This is a genomic window from Pedobacter nototheniae (assembly GCF_032678625.1).
Lineage (GTDB): Bacteria > Bacteroidota > Bacteroidia > Sphingobacteriales > Sphingobacteriaceae > Pedobacter > Pedobacter nototheniae_A.
This window is the reverse complement of sequence record NZ_JAVTSO010000002.1, coordinates 23,836-43,674: the sequence shown is the minus strand read 5'-3', so window position 1 is coordinate 43,674 and position 19,839 is coordinate 23,836. Positions and strand designations below refer to the sequence as shown.

Genomic DNA, 19,839 nt, shown 5'->3' with positions numbered 1-19,839 from the left:
TTTAGCGCATGGCCATGCTTGCCCCAGCTATAAATATAAGGCCAAAATAACCTACAATAATAACAATAGTCATAATGCCCCAAAACTTAAAAAGAGATTTTAAGTTTAACATGGCTGTATTCAGGCTTTCCTGATCACCGAATAATACACCTTGCTGTCCTCTACGGGCTATACGGAATAATAACAAGCTTGGGTAGAAATAGAACAAACCCATTAAAAGATATACAATGGTAATTAAAGTGCTTCCACTTTTTGCCAATGGACCCAATTGCGCCAACATGGCTGGGTTACTGGCCAAAAAAGCGCCAATACCAAAAGAACCAATAATTAAAAAAGCAGCAAACACAAAACCTACGATGGATAAAAACCTTGCCCATTTTGTTAATTCGTAAATGTAGCTGCGCATTTCTTCGCTTACAACTAACTTTACCTCTTGTGGCACTTGCTGATCTAATTCTTCCATCTTTATATGTATTTTGGGTTAAACTTAGATAAAATATAGATTTGATGCAAATGGATAAGTTTTATTAAAGGTTTTAAAAGCTTATCTTTGCCGACTTTTAGGGCTAAGCCGAAGGCATGAAACCTAATGAAAATCAAAAATCGTAAATCGTAAATCAAAAATATAAATGGCATTACAATGTGGTATAGTAGGTTTACCTAATGTTGGTAAATCAACTCTTTTTAATTGTTTATCTAACGCAAAAGCACAAGCTGCAAACTTTCCGTTTTGTACTATTGAGCCTAATATTGGCGTAATTACAGTACCTGATGAAAGGCTTACTAAACTTGCTGAACTGGTTAAGCCTAATAAGGTACAACCCAATACAATTGAAATTGTAGATATTGCCGGTTTGGTTAAAGGTGCATCAAAAGGTGAAGGTTTAGGTAACCAGTTTTTAGGAAATATCCGTGCTACAAATGCCATTATCCACGTTTTACGTTGTTTTGATGACGGAAATGTAATTCACGTGGATGGTTCTGTTGATCCGATAAGAGACCGTGAGATTATTGATACCGAATTGCAGCTTAAAGATTTGGACACTGTTGAAAAACGCATTCAAAAGGTGGAGAAAATGGCTAAAACCGGCGGTGATAAAGATGCCAAACGCACTTACGAAATTTTAACAGTCGTTAAAAAACACCTGGAAGGTGGTAAATCTATCCGTACAGCGACTTTAGAACAAGATGACTTCGATTTTATTGAAGATTTGGGTTTATTAACTCAAAAGCCTGTTATGTATGTTTGTAATGTTGATGAGGCTTCAGTTGTAAACGGCAATAAATACGTTGATTTAGTTAAAGCAAATGTTGCTGATGAGCGCGCAGAAGTTTTAGTAATCTCTGCTAAAATTGAATCTGAGATTGCTGAACTGGAAAGTTATGAAGAACGCCAGGAATTTTTAGCCGATTTAGGTTTAACAGAATCAGGCGTAAATAAGCTTATCCGAGCTGCATATAAACTATTAAACCTTTATACTTACTTTACTGCAGGTGTACAGGAAGTTAGGGCATGGACCATTACCAAAGGATTTACAGCGCCACAAGCTGCCGGAGTTATCCACACAGATTTCGAAAAAGGATTTATCCGTGCTGAAGTAATTAAATACAATGATTTCGTAACCTTAGGCTCTGAAAATGCCTGTAAAGATGCGGGTAAATTAGGCGTTGAAGGAAAAACTTACGTTGTTGAAGATGGTGATATTATGCACTTTAGATTTAACGTATAATTAATAATAACGAGCCAAAAAGCTGCCCATAAAGGCAGCTTTTTTTTTGTAAACGCCTTCTAAATTTTAAAAGCCTGCAGGGCTATTTACACTTCCAATCCAAACTCAGCCAGCTTTAACCTGGTACTTTCGTAATCGGTATGGCAAATCCCGGTTAAACCCAGTCCTTCCGCAATTTGTACAAACAGCATCCTGTCGTCAATATAAATACTGGTTTTTACATCGCTTTGCGAAATATCTATGGCTACTTTGAAGATATCCGCATCAGGCTTTCTGAAATGCACAAAACTTGATGAAATAAAGAAATCGATAAATTCATTTAATTTAAATGTATTTATCCTGTATTGATTAAGCTCACGCCCTTCGTTACTTATTACTGCAACTTTTAAATTGTACTTCTTCTTTAAATCGCAGATGAGTTTAATCATATCATTGTACGGCAATGATTTTTTGAACATAAATTCCTTAAAATCATCCGGCGTAAAACTGCGGTCTTCGTAAAACACAAGTCGCTCTAAATATTCATCAAGTGTAATTTTTCCTACCTCGTAAGTATCAAATGTAAGGTGATGGCGTTCCTCTACTTCTACCGAATCTAATTTAAATAAGATTGCAGCTTCGGCCCGTGCTTGCCTGTCCCATCCATTGGTTAGTAAAACACCGCCAATATCTGTAAAGAGCGTGGTTATTTTATTTTTTTTCATTGAAAATCCTTGTTTATATTTTAAAATCAGGCTACTGTAATCTGTTTCTCTAAATACACATCCTGAATGGCATTTAATAATTTCACCCCATCGGCCATTGTTTTTTGGAAGGCTTTGCGACCTGAAATAACACCCGTTCCGCCTGCACGCTTATTAATAACGGCAGTACGAACGGCATCCATTAAATCTTCTTCCTCCTTACCTGATGATGCACCTCCGGAATTAATTAGCCCTGCCCTACCCATGTAGCAATTTACAACCTGGTAACGGCACAAATCAATCGGATGATCGGAACTTAACTGCGTGTACATACGTTCATCAAATTTGCCATAACTAACTCCATCAACATTTAATGCTTTATAACCGCCATTATTTTCGGCAAGTTTCTGTTTAATAATATCAGCCTGGATGGTTACCCCAAGGTGGTTTGCCTGTGCAGTTAAATCAGCCGAAACGTGGTAATCAACACCCCCTTTTTTAAAGGCATTATTCCTTAAATAACACCATAAAACTGTAACCAAGCCTAATTTATGCGCTTCTTCAAAAGCCTTTGCCACTTCTATAATCTGCCGGTCGCTATCATCAGAGCCAAAATAAATGGTTGCCCCAACCGCTGCTGCACCTAAATTCCAGGCGTCCTGTACAGAGCCAAACATAATCTGACTAAATTTATTCGGATAAGTTAACAGCTCATTATGATTAAGCTTAACCAAAAAGGGAATTTTATGTGCGTATTTTCTGGATACAGAACCTAAAACGCCAAAGGTTGTAGCCACGGCATTACATCCCCCTTCTATTGCAAGTTTTACAATATTTTCGGGATCGAAATAAATTGGGTTAGCAGCAAATGAAGCACCTGCACTATGCTCAATACCTTGATCTACTGGAAGGATTGACAAATAGCCAGTCCCGGCTAAACGCCCGGAATTAAATATAGATTGAAAATTTCTTAAAACCTGCGGATTGCGATTGGATATTGAAACCACCTCATCAACAAAACCAGGTGATGGCAGGTGTAAAAGGTCTGCCGATACCGTATTGCAGCTGTGCGTTAATAAAGTTTCATTTTCTTTACCCAGCAGGGCACTGATTTGTTTGTAGTCCATGTTATTGAATTTATGATATGGTTTAAATTCAATAACAAGCTAAGTATAAATTTGGATAAAGAATGTCATCGTTATTAAATATTTAGTAACGAAATTAAGATCAAACAAATCTCTGTATTCAATTATTTGGCACAGAAACCCCGGGATGCTTTTTTAGCTCCATGTTCATTTTTAGCATCCATTAATAAGAAATTTTAAAGCAATACGCCTTTTAAAATAAGTACAGCAACGCTAAAATAAATTACAATTCCGGTAACATCAACCATTGTAGCCACAAAAGGTGCTGAAGATGTGGCAGGATCGAGTTTAAGTTTTTTCATAATAATTGGCATCATTGAACCAATTAGGCTTCCCCAAAGTACAATTCCAATTAAAGTAAAGAAAATAGTTGTGGCAATTAAAAACCAGTGTTGCCCGTAATCGTATAAATGCAATTTTTGCCAGGTAATAATACGAATAAAGCCAATACTACCTAAAATAACCCCCAGCATAGCTCCTGACACCAACTCGCGACGCATAACCCGCCACCAGCCTGAAATGGTAACCTCGCCCAGTGCCATAGCTTGTATAATTAATGTTGAAGCCTGAGATCCGCTATTGCCGCCGCTACTCATAATTAAAGGAATAAACAGCGATAAAACAACGGCTTTTTCCAGCTCTACTTCGAAATGCTGCATGGCTGTTGCCGTAAGCATTTCGCCTAAAAACAAAACCACCAGCCAGCCTGCGCGTTTTTTAACCAGTTTTAAAATCGGAATATCAAGGTAAGGTTCATCCAAAGCCTCAGTACCCCCAATTTTATGCATATCTTCCGTATATTCTTCGTTGGCGATCCATAAAATATCATCAACGGTAACAATACCTAATAAAATATTATTTTCATCAACTACGGGCAAAGCCACACGGTTGTTCATCCTAAAAATATTGATGGCATCTTCCTGTGGATCATTTGCCTTTAAAGCAATGAAACGTTTATCGGTAAGTTCGCCAATAATTGCTTCGGGATCTGCCAATAAAACTTCACGAATACGGATGTCATCCAGCAAAACACCTTCCTTGTCAATTACGTAAACCACATCAATGGTTTCAGAATTTTTGCCGTAACGCCTGATGTGCGATAAAACCCTGGAAACAGACCATTCTGGCTTAACAGCGATATAATCAGGCGTCATTAAACGACCAATACTATCTTCTTTATAACCCAGCAATGCTAAAGATTCCTTACGTTCTTCGGGAGGCAAAAGCGTAATCATTTTTTTAACCACATCGCCCTTAAGCTCACTAAATAAGGCGGTACGATCATCCGGTGGAAGATCTTTTATGATTTGATTGAGTTTATTGCCTGAAAGTTTTTTGATAATTCTTTCCTGCGTAGGGAAATCAAGAATACGAAAAACATTTACCGCACGGTTTAAAGAAATGGTTTCAATAAATTTAGCAGCATATTGCGGAAGCTCATCGATTAATTGTTCAACATCTGATATGTTCAACTGGTCGAGATATTGCTTTAAGCCCTTATCGTTCTCTTTTTCAAGTAGTTCTCTAATCTCATCTACAACCAATTCTTCCATAACAAAAAACTAAAATGATTACATGCTTAAACCTTTATTTAACGGTTTGCAAATGTGCGTTTTTATTTTTAAAAATACCAACATAAAGCGCCACGAAACATTAAATTAACGCAATGGTAAAGTATTCAGCAAAGACAGGAATGGGAAAGCACTGAAATTTAAAAAGCCATTTCAAAAATCTGAAATGGCTTTTTGTGCTCCCGACGAGATTCGAACTCATATCGATGGTACCGGAAACCATAATTCTATCCATTGAACTACGGGAGCTATTGTATTAGCCTGCAAAAATAGAAGAAAAACCTTTATAAACGTATTAATTATTACGTTTTTTTCAGCTTTAAATACCTGATCTTTATAATCAGGAGGTTAATAAATTTTATCCGCTATAATTAATTTAAAAGTTTGCATTGTTAAAATTTTAAATCCCTGATCTACAAATACCTTTATCAATCCTTAAAAGGTTTAATAAAAAATTAATATCAGAGTAATTACATTTGTATTATGACACAAAGTAACATCCAAAAATTATTAAGCAATAAAATAGAAGCCCTGCATACCGAACTGGAAAATGCGCAGTCAGAACTTAAAAAATGGCAGGAGATATCAGCAGATTACGATGCTAATCCTGGAAAGTTTGATTTACTGGCAACGCTTTTAGTTACTGAACAAACAGAAACCAAAAAAACCAGAAAAAAGTAAGCAAAAAAAGAAATCATTTCTTTTTCTTAAAATAGCAGTTAAAACAAAGCCCCGACCAAATGGACGGGGCTTTGTTATTTCCCAAAACGCTATAAAAATTATTTCGCGCCGTTTTTCTTTTCAGTTACCTCAGCTCTGATCTCCTGAGCTAAAACTTTTAAATCTTGCATTGCTTTACGTACGCGAGTACCAGCTGCTGCATTTCCACCATCATAAAATTTAGCTGCATCAGCTTCTACTGCAGAAACTAAATCTTTAACTTTTTGAAACTTGTCCATTTTATTTATTTTAAATTTTTAAATTGATTCATTCTTCATTACAAAAAACGAGCCGCGAAATTAACAAATGTAATTAAACCCGCAAACCCTTACCCAAATATAGAACACTATTTTGTTAAGCATGCCATCAAGTGGAAACAAAATAGATACAAAATGACTTTATTTGCAACTTTATGTATAAAAAATGCTAAGAATTTGATATTTCAATCCAAACGGGACCATGATCACTCGTTTTTTCCCAGCCACGCACTTGCCTATCAACACCTGCCGCTGTAAGGCGATTGCTTAGTTGAGGACTGAGCAAAAAATGATCAATGCGTAAACCTGCATCCCGGCCGTAAGCATTACGGAAGTAATCCCAAAAAGTGTAAATCTTTTCTGTGGGGTAAATTTTTCTTATCGCATCTGTCCAACCCTGTCCTACCAATGCACTAAAAGATTCACGAACTTCAGGTCTGAACAAAGCATCTTCTACCCAGCGTTCGGGTTTATAAGCGTCATTTTCTGTTGGAATTACATTAAAATCGCCAGCCAATACAACTGGTAACCCACGCTCTAAAAGTGATGCTGCATGGATTTTTAATCTTTCCAGCCAAGCCATTTTATAATCCAGTTTTGGGCCAGGTGCAGGGTTTCCATTAGGCAAATATAAACACCCGATTACTACATTATTCACGATTGCTTCAATATAACGGCTATGTAAATCCTCTTCATCTCCGGGCAGTCCTCTTCTCAGTTCCTTAATTTCTACATTTCGGGCAAGAATAGCCACACCGTTCCAGCTTTTCTGTCCGTGCCATATTGCATTATATCCTGCATCTTTTATTGCTTGTTCCGGAAATTTTTCTTGCGGGGCTTTTAGCTCTTGCAGGCAAACCACATCCGGAGCCGTTTCTTCGAGCCAGCGCAACAAAACAGGTAATCTTCCATTTACACCATTAACATTATAGGTTGCTATTTTCATACGGTATATTTATTAACATAAAGCTATGCTTTTAATTAATCACTTGCATTAATTAAGCTGCTCAAATAAACTTTAGCAACACTATTTTAGGATAAGAGAATTTAAATCAGTTGAATAAATTTTAACCGGGATATACAAATTCATAAAATCTTCATAAAATTTATCCAGTTTTGTCCCCTGAGAGCGTTAATTTAGATTGGGGACGGGGCATAATAGCCTCGTTCCCTTTTTTTATGCCGTAAATTTTATTTCTCTAACTACCCACTTCAAGTCTCATTTTATAATCAGACGTTATCGTGACACACAAACATCTGATGTTTAAATTAAACATCGTATGTTTGTGTTGTAATTTAAAATCATGAGTACTTCAGAAAAACTTTTCGAACGGGTAACCAGGCAAATCAGGCAAGACATTGCGGAAGGTAAATTCCCCGCCGGAGAAAAAATCCCTGCCGAGCCCGAATTAATGTCATTATATAAGGTAGGTCGATCTACTATCCGGGAAGCCATTAAAACGCTTTCCATATCGGGAATTTTGAAGGTTCAGCAAGGCTTTGGAACCGTTGTAAACCCAAACCTGACGGAGCCCATAGAGCAGCGTTTGCAGCGTGCAGAATTTAAGGAAATAAATGCGGTTCGATCCTTACTCGAAATAGAAATCTTAAAACTTGCCCTACAAAACCATCAGCAGGCTGATTTAAATCTTATGGTGCAAAGTTTAGAGAAGAGAAAGTTAGCCATCCAGGCAGAGCAACGTGAAGATTGTGTAAATGCTGATATTGAATTTCATATGGCCATTGCACATGCATCAGCCAATGGTGTACTTGCCGATTTATATCAAAGTTTTACTTCTATTATCCGTGATTTCTTTTCGAAAAGGGAACCGAAGGGTGTTACCCATTTTGCCATGAGCCATCATTTGCACGAGCAACTTTATACTGCCATTAAAGAAAAAAAATCCGAACTCGCCCTCGAAATACTCTCCACAATCCTGAATAATAATCATTAAAAACAATAATATGTCAATACTTATTTTTAGCCTCATTTTATTATTAGGGGCCTATTTGGCGGGCTTAGTTGGTTCGCTTACCGGCCTTGGTGGCGGTGTTGTGGTAATCCCCTTGCTTACCTTAGTTTTCCATGTCGATATCCGTTACGCCATTGGTGCGGCGCTATTAGCCTCTATTGCCAATTCATCAGGCGCGGCCAGTGCTTACATTAAGGAAGGGATAACCAATATCAGGCTGGGTATGTTTTTAGAAATTGCCACGACCATTGGTGCTGTAATAGGTGCTTTAATAGCCATTTACACACCCACCAATACAATTGCAATGTTATTTGGGGCTATTTTATTATTCTCTGCCGCGATGACACTCAGAAAGAAAAACCAGGAAGCCTTAACCGAGGGCAGTAAGTTATCTTACCTGCTTAAATTAAACAGCAGCTACCCTACTCCTGCCGGAGAAGTTGAATATAAACTTAAAAATGTTGGTGCCGGGTTTTCAATTATGACCATTGCTGGTGTGGTTTCGGGCTTACTGGGCATTGGATCTGGTGCTTTAAAAGTGTTGGCTATGGATACAGCAATGCGTATTCCGTTTAAGGTAAGCACCACAACAAGTAATTTTATGATTGGTGTAACCGCAGCAGCCAGTGCCGTGGTTTACCTGCAAAGGGGTTATATGGATCCGGGAATTGCATTTCCGGTAGTACTTGGTGTATTGGGAGGGGCATTTACAGGAGCGAAATTACTGACCAAAATTAACCCATCGGTGCTAAGGATTATTTTTTGCGTCGCCATTACTTTTGTTGCTATTGAAATGATTTATAACGGATATCACCATAAATTTTAAAAAATGAAGAAGTTAATCTCAAAAACTTATTGGGCCGATCAGGATGTTGAAAAACTCGTGGGACAGCTTTTAAGAGTAGGCGTAATTACAGCAAGTGGTGTTGTATTAATTGGTGGAATTATTTATTTAGCTCAAAATGGCCAAATCAACAGACCAGATTACCACATCTTTAAAGGCGAAGGTGATCGGTTTACAACATTTAAAGGTATTACTGAGGGCATTTTAGGTTTTAATGCAATGGGCATTATTCAATTTGGTGTTTTATTATTAATTGCCACACCTATATTGAGGATCGTATTTTCTCTTTTTGCCTTTATTAAAGAAAGAGACAAATTGTACATTTTCATCACCTTTATTGTGCTTTGCATAATTATGGTGAGCATATTTGGCGGATTAAAAGTGTAATCCATTTTCTTTAAGCATTTATAATTTGTTTACTGTAAAACAGATTATAAATGCGATTGCAACTACCATAAGGTAACTATTTATTAAAATCCGGCAAAAACTGTGTGAGTATGCCAGCTAAATCCATTTTACTTACGGGTTTAGACAAGCATCCCTTAATGCCAAGATTGAAATATTTTTCTACCTCTTCGTCTCGCAGTTCGTTAACAAGTACAACAACGGGGGCTTTAATATCAAGGTCTTCTTTTAATCTTCTTAAGGTATTATATTCTTTTAAACTGTTAAAATTGATGTCTAATAAAATCAATTCGAAATTCTCCTCTTTTAATGATTTAGCAGCTTTATTTATATTTTGAACACCGGTAAACCCTATTTCGGCATCAGTTAAATATTCTGTAATCAATTCGTCGGTATTTAAATTATCGGTAATTAACAACACTTTGGAAGCGCTTTTATTTAAAATCATTTTTTCATTCATTGTTGGTTCTGGTTTCCATATAAATTGGATATATACAGAATAATTAGATGAAATAGATTTACGGATTTTCCAGCTAACAGCTCAAAATTAACATATCTAAATAAATTTAGATATAACCATTTTCAATTAGCGGAAAGTTGTAAAAATGAACGAAATGAATAAATTATAAAACTGAAGCCTTGTTAATAACGTATATGCCGCTTTATTTAAATAGCCAAAAGTTATGGTACCAAACAAATTATTACCCAATTAAAAAATTCATGATCAAAAGAATCCTTTTTACCACACTCATCACCTTAACATTGTACACTGGTTTTGCCCAAAACCGTTTTAAAGAACCAGTAAGTTATAAACTCAAAAATGGAATGAATATTATCATTTCAGAAAATGATAATTCTGAACAAGCCTATTCAAGTTTCACTTTAGATAAAAATGCATTTAAAAACAAAAAAGATGGCATTGTAGAGCTTTTAAATGCGGTATTAAATGAAGGTTTAGAAAAAAACCGGGGCATTAGCTTTAGAGATAATAGCGGGGCGTTATCTGTATCGAAAACTGATTTCGAAAACAGTTTGCAAGTAATGGCTAAAATTATTATAAATACAAACCTTACCAAAAACACATTCGATATTGCAAAGGCTAAACTTTTAATGAGCTTAAAAACCCAGGATTATGATTATGATGAAACAGTAACTGCCAAATCAATTGCCGCACTTTCTTTAATGGATGTCCAGGAGTTTTATAATCAAATTACCCCTAACCGCACCTATTTAACACTTGCAGGAAACATTAATACAGATGAGGCAAAAACAGCAGCTAAAAAAGCATTTGGGAACTGGAATAAAGAAATAAAAAAAACAGTCACTATTATGGAGACGAAATAATTCAAATATTTCAGCAAAAGCCTTCTTTTCCATTTAAAGAAGGCTTTTTTATGTCTAAATTGTTACAGCATTCCTGATATCAGGTACCCTATTCAACAATCATTTTGAATACTTTAGCTTTCTTAATCAACTTACTATGAAAAAATATTACTTTTTATTATTTTCTATCTGTTTTGGCCTTTCCGCAAGTGCTCAAATAATTGTTAAGCGCGATGCTGACATTGAAACCATGGTAAAAAGTGTTCATGCGGATTCATTAAAATCCTACATAACCAAAATGGTTTCTTTTGGAACCAGAAATACATTAAGCGATCAGAAAAGCAAAAAAAATGGTATTGGCGCAGCGAGAAATTGGGTTGTTGACAAGTTTAATCAATTTGCAAAACAAAGCGACGGACGTTTGTCTGCTTTTTTGGATACCACCACGATAAAAGCCGATGGAAAACGAGTTGATGCACCAACTTTACTCGGTAATGCTGTTGCTGTTTTAAAAGGAACCGATCCAAATGACAAGCGTGTTTTTGTGGTTAGTGGCCATTTAGATAGTCGGGTAACGGATGTAATGAACCGTACCAGCGATGCGCCGGGTGCAAATGATGATGGTAGTGGTGTTGCAGGGGTAATTGAGGCTGCCAGGATTATGAGTAAATACAAATTTAAAGCGACGGTAATTTTCGTAGCTGTAAGTGGCGAAGAGCAATCTTTAATCGGCTCAGGCTTTATGGCGAATAAAGCCAAAAAAGAAGGCTGGAATATTGAAGCAATGCTTAACAACGATATGATTGGCAGCAATAACAGTAACGAAACGCAAATTATAGACAACACTAAACTGAGGGTTTTTAGCGAAGGTTTACCAGCGCTGGATTTAGATAAAAATGCTAAAAGTATCCGCCAGTTTGGATTAGAAAATGATGGCAAGAGCAGACAGCTGGCCAGGTATGTAAAAGAAATAGGCGAACGTTATGTAGATCAGCTGGAGATTAAACTTATATATAGAAATGATCGTTTTTTACGTGGCGGAGACCATACTCCATTTGTAGAAAATGGTTTCACAGCAGTCCGCATTACCGAAATGAATGAAAATTTTGAACACCAGCACCAGGATTTAAGAACTGAAAACGGCATTAAATACGGTGATTTAATCGAGTATATGGATTTTGAATACCTTAGAAAAAATACCGCTGTAAACATTGCTGTACTTGCCAATTTAGCGAAGGCATCTTCAAGCCCGCAAGAGGTTAAGCTGGATGTTAAAAACCTGAGTAATTCTACTTTTTTATATTGGAAAGCGCCTGCATCGGGCACAACTAAAGGTTATTACGTATTAATGCGGGAAACGAGCAGTGCCGTTTGGCAAAAGAAATTTTATACCACAGCTACAGAACTACGTTTGCCATACAGTAAAGATAATTATTTATTTGCCGTGCAAAGTGTTGGAATTGAAGACAATGAAAGCCTGCCCATAGTTCCTGGTATTGGCAGATAGGGAAACTTTTAGGTTTTATCATTGTTTAAACTCAAATTAGCGGCATGAAATTTAAACCTTTAGCTTTTATCTTTAGTATTGTCCTAACTTTAGGCGTGGGCGCATTAGGCGGTTGGGCAACAGCACAATCTGTAAAAACCTGGTATCCGTTTCTTAATAAACCATCTTTTAATCCACCAAACTGGGTTTTCCCTTATGCATGGACAACACTTTACGTTCTTATTGGCATTGCCGCCTATTTAGTTTGGGTAAAAAGGGATAAAATTGTTCATTTTCCCAGAACCGTGGCCATTTACCTGATCCAGTTAATTTTAAATTTAGGTTGGTCTTTTATATTTTTCTACCTGCACGAAATTGGTTTTGCACTGGCAGAAATTATCCTCCTGTTCATTTTTATTATGATTAATGCCTTTACCTTCTATAAAATTGATAAATGGGCGGGTTTGTTGTTCATTCCATACATTCTTTGGGTAGCTTTTGCTTCCTTATTAACATATAACATCTTTATATTAAACTAAAATTTAAAAGTAAAACCCTATTTTTAGAGAGTGGTAACTTTTAAATATTTTTTGCTGATGCTTCTGTTTTTGTGCTGTATCCAGTTACACGCGCAAAAAGTAGGTCTTGTATTTAGCGGTGGTGGTGCAAAAGGCCTTGCCCATATTGGCACATTAAAAGCCCTTGAAGAAAACCATATCCCTATAGATTACATCACAGGTACTTCTATGGGAGGCATTGTTGGGGCAATGTACGCGTCAGGTTATTCTCCTGCACAAATAGAAAAAATTGCCCTGAGTGATGATTTCCAAAACTGGGTAAACGGCCGATACACCAGCGATTACACTTTTTTCTTTCAAAAAAATGCCCCTAACGCCTCCATGATCGCTGCAAAAGTAGCCATTGATACGGGCTTCCATTTTAGTTTCAGATCAAACTTAATAAACGATATTCCTTTAAACTTTGCTTTTTTAGAGCTTTTTTCACAGGCATCGGCAGTTTCAAAAGATAATTTCAATAACCTTTTTGTCCCCTTCAGGTGTATGGTATCTGATGTTTTATCGCAAGAAAGCATTACGGTAAGTAAAGGCAGTTTAGCCGAAGCTGTAAGGGCAACCATGACCGTTCCTGTTGTTTATCGCCCCATTAAACTGGATGGTAAATATGTTTTTGACGGCGGCCTTTACAACAACTTCCCGGTGGATGTAATGACTAAAGAATTTAAGCCCAATTATATTATTGGGGCAAATGTATCTTCAAAAACCTATAACGAATACCCTAAAAATATTGATGACCGCCTGATGAACCGTTTTTTAGTTTTCATGTTCTTATCCAAATCAGATTCGACAATGATTGGCAAAAACGGGGTTTATATCCAGCCGGAAGTAGCCGATTTCAGTGTTTCAAACTTTAGTCCGGTGCAACAACTTATTCAAAAGGGATATGAAGCTACCATGGCTGATATGCCTAAAATAAAAGCTTTAATCAGCAGAAGGGTTAGTGATGAAGAACTGGAAAAAAAACGCGCCCGGTTTAATGAAAAAAAACCAGACCTGGTATTTAGCAATGTTACGGTAACCGGAGTAAACAGTCAGCAAAAAAAATATGTTGAAAGGCTTTTTAAAAGTGACAAAAGTACGTTTAACCTGGAAGATATTAAACGTGGTTATTATAAACTGGTAGCCGATCAAACTTTCGAAACCATTTACCCAAGAATATCCTATCAGGCTGCAACAGACAGTTACACATTTGAAGTGATAGCCAAACCGAAAAAAAGCTTCAAGCTTGAACTGGGCGGCAATATTTCGACCAGGCCCATTAGTAATGTTTTTTTAGGTGCTGAGTACAATTACCTAAACAGAAAAGCCTATACTTTTGGTACGAGTTTTTACTCGGGGCGTTTTTATGAATCTGTACAAGTAAATGGCCGTGTTGATTATCCCACTCGTTTACCGCTTTTTTTAGCAGCTGAACTTACCTATAACCACTGGAATTTTTACAATACGAGCCAAATTTTTATTGAAAACCCGCACCCGATTTACATTGAACAATCTGATCGCAAAATCGATTTGATGATGGGAATGCCACTCAATCACAATACCAAAATTGTACTTCATTCTACTTTTATTAACAACAACGACCGGTACAGTCCAAATAATACATTTGCCGTTGGTGATATTTTGGATCAAACCATTTTCAACGGGTTCAGGGGCTCCGTAAATCTCGAGAAAAATTCGCTTAACAGAAAGCAATATGCAACCCGTGGACAAAGTTTTTCATTAAGCTTTAATTACACTACCGGGCGCGAAAATTATAATCCCGGCAATATTTTCAGAAATACGCCTGGTTTTATTAAAGGTCTTCCAGAGCAACAAATCAGGCATTGGGGAAGCATTAAGTTAACCCAGGAAAATTATTTTCTCCACCTTAAAAATTATACGCTTGGTTATTTGGTTGAAGGTGTCATATCCAACCAGCCTTTATTTAAAAATTATTATTCTACCCTGCTGATGTCTCCGGCATTCTACCCGCTTCAGGACAGCCGGTCGCTCTTTCTTGATAAGTTCAGGGCAACTACCTACATTGCCGGAGGGATAAAAAACATTTACAGTTTTAAAAAGAATCTGGATTTCCGTCTTGAAGGTTATCTTTTCTTACCGCACAAAGAATTTGAACTCAATAATTTTCAGGATATTGATTATGCCAAAGCCATCACCAAAATACGTTATGCGGGTACTGCAGGCTTAGTTTACCATACTCCTTTGGGGCCTGTAAGTTTAAGTTATAATTTATATAATGATGCAGTTAAAAGAAATGGTGTATTATTGCATATTGGCTATTTAATTTACAACAAACGTTCTATAGAATGAAACGATTATTTATCTTATTTTCCCTCTGCTTAATCGGCTTTTTTAGCTCGGCACAAACAGCCGCTATCAATAATTTTCTTGTTAAAGAAAACCTGCTTAAAAACAATAAACTGGCTATTATTGCGGCCGATTCGTTAAACAATCCCAACGAAAACATCAACGGCATTTATACTTTTAGCGTGAGTGGTTTTACCCAAAGCTTAAAATTTAACGATGGCGTGGCTGTATTACCTTTACCGATAGAACGTTCTACGTTTGTGTACCTTAAACATCAGAACGATGCCGGCACGCACAGCAAGCTTGTTTATGTGTACAAAAAGGATACAGATTTAAGCCCTTACACCATCAACAGCCTATGGTTATTTATTATTCCAATTGTACTGATTTTAATTGCTTTTGCCTTTAGGAAACTCATCATATTTGTGGTGATTGTTTTCTTAATATTTATTTATTTTAACCACAGTAACGGATTAAATCTCTCAACATTTTTCGAAAGTGTATTTGATGGTTTAAAAAATCTTTTCTGAAAAAATAAATACTTAATCCTACTTTAATCAAGTTCAAATTTACTAAAATTTTTAGTAAATTTGAACTATGGAAAATCTATTTTTAATCTGTATAATCCCTCCCGTTAGCATTGTAGAAGATATTGATGAAATCAGACAGGATATTTCTTTAAAATATAATGTTCATGAATCTCTAAAAAGACCTGCGCACATCACCCTTTATAATCCGGTAAAACTATCTGCTGAACAACAGGAAAAGAAATTTTTCAGCGCTTTGGAGCAAAGCATTTTTTCCGATCCTTTTGAGCAGATTTTAAAGAACTTCAATGGTTTTGCACCGCATACAGTTTACATTGATGTACTGCAAAACGCAGGCATTATGAACCTGCAGGCGCAGATTAAAAAAGAACTCAGGCCTTTAGCTTTGCTGCCAGATAAAGATAACTTTAAGTTTAACCCACATTTAACGATTGCCTTTAAAGATGTTAAACCTACTGTATTTGAATCCATCACGCACGAATACAGGGAAAAGCAATTCAAAAGAACTTTTGTTGTAAATAGTTTCTGTGTATACAAACACCTCGATAAGAGATGGCAACCTTATAAAGAGTTTAGTTTTAAAGGCAGTGCAACCAAACCCAAACCGCTTAGTCTTTTTGATTAGAATGGCATACCTATACCAAAATTGTATTGAAAAAAGCGATAAGTATCCGGGGCATGCGCTGCATTATAAGTATTTTTGAATTCGCGGCCTCCAGATAATAATTTGCCGATTACCCATTGGTCTGCCCCCGAAAACTGAGGATCTTTAAGCTTTAAGCCCACATCAAACCGGAATACAAAATATTGAACATCATAGCGTAATCCAACACCTGTTCCAATAGCAATTTGTTGTGCAAATTTACCTAATTTAAATACAGTAAGATCATCTAAAGTCGGCTCATCATAACTGATTGATTCTCCTTTACGAATATTCCATATGTTACCGGCATCAATAAATGTCGCTCCTTTTAAGGCGCCTCCAAAAAACTTTTTAGTTAGGGTAAAGCGGTATTCAAAATTGGTTTCAATGCGCATAGTACCCAATTGATCTAATCCAAAAAGTACTTTTCTGAGTTCATCCGTTGCAAGTACTCCCCTGTTGTAATTTCCAGGTCCCACTGTTCTCGCTTGCCATGCTCTAAGACCATTTGATCCTCCTGCAAAAAACTGCTTTTCGAAAGGAATGCCAGTTAAAATTGAATTGCCATAAGAATAGGCTATACCTGCATTTAAACGTGCAACAAATTGTCTTTCGCCACCTAAATGCTTATACCACCGAAGATCTGCCTCTGGCTTAATGTATTGATTAAAGGGTAAGCCTAAAATTTTGGCCGGATTTCCATTTGCAGGATCGCTTTTTGAGCCTGTTAGTTTAGATATTCCCTGCAACATATTACCTGCTATATCCATTCCAGTCCTTAAATAAACAAAAGTTCTGAATTGATTTAATTTATCTGCATTCAAGGTATAAGTGTATTTCATACCCAGTGTTAAATCCTTACGATCTAATAATGCCGTATAATAAAGATTGTTTAACCGCGTAATTGCATCAACATTAGGATCGAGGTTACCAAAACGATATTCAAAGTTTAACGGGGTAAAGGAGTGGAGTTTGGATTTTGTTTCTACCCAATCGTACGTAACTGAATTGATAAAAATGCGCCTTACCGAGATATCTTTTTGCAGGGCATAAATATAACTCGACGAGAAGGTAGTATGTGGCATTCCATTAGAGCCTAAAATTGGCTTATAGAATGGAATAAGTAACCTGGGCACGGTTATACTTGCACTAATGGAGAAATCGCGCTGGTAGATATCCTTAAATGGTGAAGCTCCGTTACCAATACGCGATTGCAAACCACCTTTAACCTGTAATTCAAACCGCTCTGCTCCTCTGAAAAGATTATTATTGGTATAGGTATTACTTAAGTTAAATCCTACTGTACCACCATTAAAAGGCACCTCGCCTTCTATACGGTTGCTCATTACCTTTTGAGGAGTTAATAAAATAATCGGGTTAATTTTATTGGAAGTACTGTCCCGGTTATAATAATCGATTTTAACATTTTTAAAAATATTCAGTTCGTATAAACGATCATACGTTAAATTTTCCTTCCTGATGTCGTATAACTCGCCTTGCTTTAAAAAGTCATAACGCACAATCGGGTTTCTTCTGTAACGTTTGGAAAAATCGGTAAAAATAATGCCGTTAACGGTGTCTTTACTAAGTTTTGTACGGGCAGAATCAGGAAAACCATCCGGATTTGGCGCTATAACCATATGCGTATAACCAATATTGTATTGCTTGTGGCCATCTTTTGTTGGTGGATTGGTTATGTTTAGGCGTAAATCAACCTCACTTACCTTCGCCGTTTCAATAACATCAAAATTTACAAAGGGTCTTAAAAAATAGAAGTAACCATTTTCCTTCATAATTTTGTATATCTGTTCCCTTTCGTAAGTTAAAGAATCTGTATCGTACTGCATTCCTTTATGTAAATGCGTTAAAACAGGTCTTTGGGCTTCATAAATACCTTTAATATTTTTGTTAGAAATAGAATCATTAATGTTATTTATGAAAGAAGCAGGTCCAGGAATTGCCTTAAATTTAACTTCTGCTTTTTTGTCCTTAACCTGAATATCAGATTCGACCTTGGCCTGAAAATACCCTTTTCCCCTTAAAAATTTCTGAATTTGATTTCGTGAAATTTCAACGAGTGTACTGTCTAAAATAGAGGGTGGTGTACCAAAAGGTTTTATATTATTGGTTTTATAACGACCATCTTTAGTGTTAAATAAATTATAGAGCGGAACGTTAATACTGTAGGGAGAAGTTGGCCTGATATCCTTTTGAACATAATTGTAAGCCTGTTCCTCAAATTTTTTATCAACGCTGTCTATGGTAACTTTCTTAACAATAGACTGATAGTCTGCAATATATTTAGTTGATGAACAAGCCTGCATTAAAACAATAATTATAAGTAATATTGCAGGGCTTTTCAGTTTAAAATTTATTAAGTATTTGTATGCTTTCAAAATCTCAGATTAGTTTTATTAAATCGTTACATCAAAAAAAATATCGCCGTGAACATGGGCTATTTATTGTTGAAGGTATAAAATCCATAAAAGAATTTATACCATCAAGTTACCAGATTCACACTATATTTTACACCAGCGAACAACACAATTTGTTACCCAAACTGGCTGCAAATATAAACTTATTTGAAGTAAACAACGCTGAGTTAGCGAAGATTAGTACATTACAAACCCCACAGGGCTTTTTAGCCCTGGTAAAGTTCAATGAAAATAAAAAGTTAAACCTTAAAGATTTAAACGGAGCATTTACACTTGTATTGGATGGCGTACAGGATCCGGGAAATATGGGTACTATAATCAGGACGGCAGATTGGTTTGGTTTCCAAAACATTATATGTTCTGAAGATACTGTAGAGGCCTATAACCCCAAAACGGTACAAGCAACTATGGGTTCGCTTGCCCGGGTAAATGTTTATTACGAAAATTTGTCTTCCTTAATTAGTGAAGTTAAAATTCCGGTTTATGGAGCTTTACTAAATGGTGAATCTATTTATAAAACAAAATGGAAAAAAGAAGGACTGGTTATTTTGGGTAACGAAGGGAAAGGAATTACTGAAGAAATTATAAAAAAGATCAATCATCCGGTAACGATTCCAAGAATTGGGCTGGCAGAATCTTTAAATGTTGCGGTTAGTGCTGCAATTTTTTGCACTGAAATAGTGAGAGATAGCGAATAACAAGCAATTTAATTTAAAATTAAACGCTGTAATATTTGTTCGCTAATTAATAATTGCTATTTTTGCAGCCTTGAATTTAACAGGTCGAGTGGCCGAGTGGCTAGGCAGAGGTCTGCAAAACCTTCTACAGCGGTTCGAATCCGCTCTCGACCTCCATTTGTACAAATAAAATATAATAAAAGGTTATTACCATGGCAGTTACCAGATTAAAAAGAAAAGATAGAAGAAATAAGAACTTTGCTCACCAGGAAGTTGATTTCTTAAAAAGAGCAACTAACATTGAGTTAGGAAGTCGCTCTGCACAACCTAAAAACGATCAGTTAGCAAAAAACAACGCTGTTTTAGCTGCATTGGCAAAATAGTTTTTAGAATCTTCTAAAAAATTTAAAGCATCCTATTGATCACAGGATGCTTTTTTTATGTCTTCTGTTTTCGACAACAATCCCCTATCTTTAGTCTTTATACTGTCGCCCTGAAATTAAACTCAGAATGA

Annotated in this window: 21 protein-coding genes and 2 tRNA genes; 14 read left to right on the top strand and 9 right to left on the bottom strand. The window is 36.3% G+C overall.

The window, feature by feature from the left end; genetic code table 11:
* Window position 1: 1 nt before the first annotated feature.
* Window positions 2–463 (bottom strand): DUF5362 family protein, encoded by a 462-nt coding sequence (locus R2Q77_RS05900; RefSeq protein WP_316802792.1) that lies wholly within the window; start codon window positions 461–463, stop codon window positions 2–4.
* Between the two features lie 166 nt (window positions 464–629).
* Here R2Q77_RS05900 and ychF point away from each other — a divergent pair, with 166 nt between their 5' ends.
* Window positions 630–1,730, top strand: coding sequence for a redox-regulated ATPase YchF (ychF, locus tag R2Q77_RS05895; RefSeq protein ID WP_316802791.1), 1,101 nt, complete (start codon window positions 630–632; stop codon window positions 1,728–1,730).
* Between the two features lie 86 nt (window positions 1,731–1,816).
* Here ychF and R2Q77_RS05890 read toward each other — a convergent pair whose 3' ends face one another.
* The 4 genes from R2Q77_RS05890 to R2Q77_RS05875 form a co-directional block, all read right to left on the bottom strand.
* A complete protein-coding gene (locus R2Q77_RS05890; protein WP_316802790.1) occupies window positions 1,817–2,434 on the bottom strand; it encodes an HAD hydrolase-like protein in 618 nt (205 codons plus the stop codon).
* A gap of 26 nt (window positions 2,435–2,460) precedes the next feature.
* Window positions 2,461–3,540 carry a class I fructose-bisphosphate aldolase gene (locus R2Q77_RS05885; RefSeq protein ID WP_316802789.1) on the bottom strand — a complete coding sequence of 360 codons (1,080 nt, stop codon included), beginning with the start codon at window positions 3,538–3,540 and terminating at the stop codon, window positions 2,461–2,463.
* A 194-nt stretch (window positions 3,541–3,734) separates the two neighbouring features.
* Window positions 3,735–5,111 (bottom strand): magnesium transporter, encoded by a 1,377-nt coding sequence (gene mgtE, locus R2Q77_RS05880; protein WP_316802788.1) that lies wholly within the window; start codon window positions 5,109–5,111, stop codon window positions 3,735–3,737.
* 195 nt (window positions 5,112–5,306) lie between these two features.
* A tRNA-Arg gene (locus R2Q77_RS05875) sits at window positions 5,307–5,378 on the bottom strand.
* Between the two features lie 234 nt (window positions 5,379–5,612).
* On the opposite strand from R2Q77_RS05875, the gene R2Q77_RS05870 reads away from it, so the two are divergent.
* Window positions 5,613–5,810 carry a hypothetical protein gene (locus R2Q77_RS05870; RefSeq protein WP_316802787.1) on the top strand — a complete coding sequence of 66 codons (198 nt, stop codon included), beginning with the start codon at window positions 5,613–5,615 and terminating at the stop codon, window positions 5,808–5,810.
* Between the two features lie 98 nt (window positions 5,811–5,908).
* Here R2Q77_RS05870 and R2Q77_RS05865 read toward each other — a convergent pair whose 3' ends face one another.
* Both R2Q77_RS05865 and xth read right to left on the bottom strand, forming a co-directional pair.
* Window positions 5,909–6,088, bottom strand: coding sequence for a histone H1 (locus tag R2Q77_RS05865; RefSeq protein ID WP_316802786.1), 180 nt, complete (start codon window positions 6,086–6,088; stop codon window positions 5,909–5,911).
* 187 nt (window positions 6,089–6,275) lie between these two features.
* Window positions 6,276–7,052: an exodeoxyribonuclease III gene (xth, locus tag R2Q77_RS05860; protein WP_316802785.1), complete on the bottom strand. Its 777-nt coding sequence runs from the start codon at window positions 7,050–7,052 to the stop codon at window positions 6,276–6,278.
* Window positions 7,053–7,410: 358 nt separating this feature from the next.
* Here xth and R2Q77_RS05855 point away from each other — a divergent pair, with 358 nt between their 5' ends.
* The 3 genes from R2Q77_RS05855 to R2Q77_RS05845 are packed head-to-tail and all read left to right on the top strand — an operon-like array spanning window position 7,411 to window position 9,310.
* A complete protein-coding gene (locus tag R2Q77_RS05855) occupies window positions 7,411–8,061 on the top strand; it encodes a FadR/GntR family transcriptional regulator (protein ID WP_316802784.1) in 651 nt (216 codons plus the stop codon).
* A gap of 10 nt (window positions 8,062–8,071) precedes the next feature.
* Entirely contained in the window at window positions 8,072–8,905 is an 834-nt protein-coding gene (locus tag R2Q77_RS05850) for a sulfite exporter TauE/SafE family protein (protein WP_316802783.1), read from the top strand.
* 3 nt (window positions 8,906–8,908) lie between these two features.
* A complete protein-coding gene (locus R2Q77_RS05845) occupies window positions 8,909–9,310 on the top strand; it encodes a DUF1634 domain-containing protein (RefSeq protein ID WP_316802782.1) in 402 nt (133 codons plus the stop codon).
* A gap of 76 nt (window positions 9,311–9,386) precedes the next feature.
* Here R2Q77_RS05845 and R2Q77_RS05840 read toward each other — a convergent pair whose 3' ends face one another.
* Window positions 9,387–9,776 carry a response regulator gene (locus tag R2Q77_RS05840; protein ID WP_316802781.1) on the bottom strand — a complete coding sequence of 130 codons (390 nt, stop codon included), beginning with the start codon at window positions 9,774–9,776 and terminating at the stop codon, window positions 9,387–9,389.
* A 272-nt stretch (window positions 9,777–10,048) separates the two neighbouring features.
* Here R2Q77_RS05840 and R2Q77_RS05835 point away from each other — a divergent pair, with 272 nt between their 5' ends.
* The 6 genes from R2Q77_RS05835 to R2Q77_RS05810 all read left to right on the top strand — a co-directional run bounded on the left by R2Q77_RS05835 (window position 10,049) and on the right by R2Q77_RS05810 (window position 16,195).
* Entirely contained in the window at window positions 10,049–10,672 is a 624-nt protein-coding gene (locus R2Q77_RS05835; RefSeq protein ID WP_316802780.1) for an insulinase family protein, read from the top strand.
* Between the two features lie 136 nt (window positions 10,673–10,808).
* On the top strand, window positions 10,809–12,158 hold the full coding sequence (locus R2Q77_RS05830; protein WP_316802779.1) for a M20/M25/M40 family metallo-hydrolase: 1,350 nt from the start codon (window positions 10,809–10,811) through the stop codon (window positions 12,156–12,158).
* Between the two features lie 44 nt (window positions 12,159–12,202).
* Entirely contained in the window at window positions 12,203–12,676 is a 474-nt protein-coding gene (locus R2Q77_RS05825; RefSeq protein ID WP_316802778.1) for a TspO/MBR family protein, read from the top strand.
* 57 nt (window positions 12,677–12,733) lie between these two features.
* The gene (locus tag R2Q77_RS05820; RefSeq protein WP_316802777.1) at window positions 12,734–15,025 is read left to right on the top strand and encodes a patatin-like phospholipase family protein; all 2,292 of its coding nucleotides are present in this window, start codon (window positions 12,734–12,736) and stop codon (window positions 15,023–15,025) included.
* A complete protein-coding gene (locus tag R2Q77_RS05815; RefSeq protein WP_316802776.1) occupies window positions 15,022–15,552 on the top strand; it encodes a hypothetical protein in 531 nt (176 codons plus the stop codon). The genes R2Q77_RS05820 and R2Q77_RS05815 overlap by 4 nt, the downstream gene beginning before the upstream one ends.
* A 67-nt stretch (window positions 15,553–15,619) precedes the next feature.
* Window positions 15,620–16,195 carry a 2'-5' RNA ligase family protein gene (locus R2Q77_RS05810; protein ID WP_316802775.1) on the top strand — a complete coding sequence of 192 codons (576 nt, stop codon included), beginning with the start codon at window positions 15,620–15,622 and terminating at the stop codon, window positions 16,193–16,195.
* Here the strand turns inward: R2Q77_RS05810 and R2Q77_RS05805 are convergent.
* Window positions 16,192–18,609: a BamA/TamA family outer membrane protein gene (locus R2Q77_RS05805; RefSeq protein ID WP_316802774.1), complete on the bottom strand. Its 2,418-nt coding sequence runs from the start codon at window positions 18,607–18,609 to the stop codon at window positions 16,192–16,194. The two genes, R2Q77_RS05810 and R2Q77_RS05805, sit on opposite strands and share 4 nt — an antisense overlap.
* Here R2Q77_RS05805 and R2Q77_RS05800 point away from each other — a divergent pair.
* The 3 genes from R2Q77_RS05800 to R2Q77_RS05790 all read left to right on the top strand — a co-directional run bounded on the left by R2Q77_RS05800 (window position 18,600) and on the right by R2Q77_RS05790 (window position 19,708).
* Window positions 18,600–19,346, top strand: coding sequence for an RNA methyltransferase (locus R2Q77_RS05800; protein ID WP_316802773.1), 747 nt, complete (start codon window positions 18,600–18,602; stop codon window positions 19,344–19,346). The two genes, R2Q77_RS05805 and R2Q77_RS05800, sit on opposite strands and share 10 nt — an antisense overlap.
* Before the next feature lie 82 nt (window positions 19,347–19,428).
* Window positions 19,429–19,502: transfer RNA gene (locus R2Q77_RS05795), tRNA-Cys, on the top strand.
* A 35-nt stretch (window positions 19,503–19,537) separates the two neighbouring features.
* Window positions 19,538–19,708, top strand: a complete 171-nt coding sequence (locus R2Q77_RS05790) for a spore protein (RefSeq protein WP_131538159.1) — start codon at window positions 19,538–19,540, stop codon at window positions 19,706–19,708.
* Window positions 19,709–19,839 lie beyond the last annotated feature (131 nt).